The sequence below is a fragment of the Arthrobacter sp. 05T444 genome (genome assembly GCF_056395905.1).
Genome location: NZ_JBFTKK010000062.1, coordinates 1 through 511 on the forward strand (window position 1 = coordinate 1; position 511 = coordinate 511).

At 76.0% G+C, this 511-nt stretch carries 1 protein-coding gene; it reads left to right on the top strand.

Features of this window, described 5'->3' with window-relative positions:
• Positions 1-511 (top strand): DUF222 domain-containing protein (locus tag AC1DD3_RS22080; RefSeq protein WP_476882529.1); only part of this gene is annotated, 511 nt, incomplete at both ends.

Sequence of the window (511 nt, forward strand, 5' to 3'; positions counted from 1 at the left end):
TGTCTGGAGGCGCTGGCATCGGCGGTCGACGCCGCGGACAACGAGCTCGGGCTGGCTTCCTTCCAGGAGGCGGCGGATTTCGCGGACCTGACCGAGGAGCTCTCCCGCCGGACCGAGCACCTTCAGCTGCTCGCCGCGGCCGCGGTGGAGCGGACCCGTACCGAGGCGGTCAACGCCGCCGGACCCGCGGCCAAAGCCACAGGCTGGACCACCGGCTGGGGCACCGACACCGGCACCGGCACCGGCAGGGCGGCCGACACCGCGGCCGGTGCAGGAGCATCCGGGGCCGCGGCGGCGGGGCCGGAAACGGGGCGGGTGCGGTCTGTGCCTGCCGATGACGGGTGCCGGAACACCGCCGAATWCCTCCGGGTCCGGCTCCGGATCAGCATCGGCGAAGCCCGCCGCCGGCTCGCCCTCGCCGCGGCCGTGCTGCCCCGCACCGGCCTCAACRCCCACCCCATGCCCCCCGCCTGCGAACAGACCGCCGCGAACCTCGCCGCCGGGACCATCG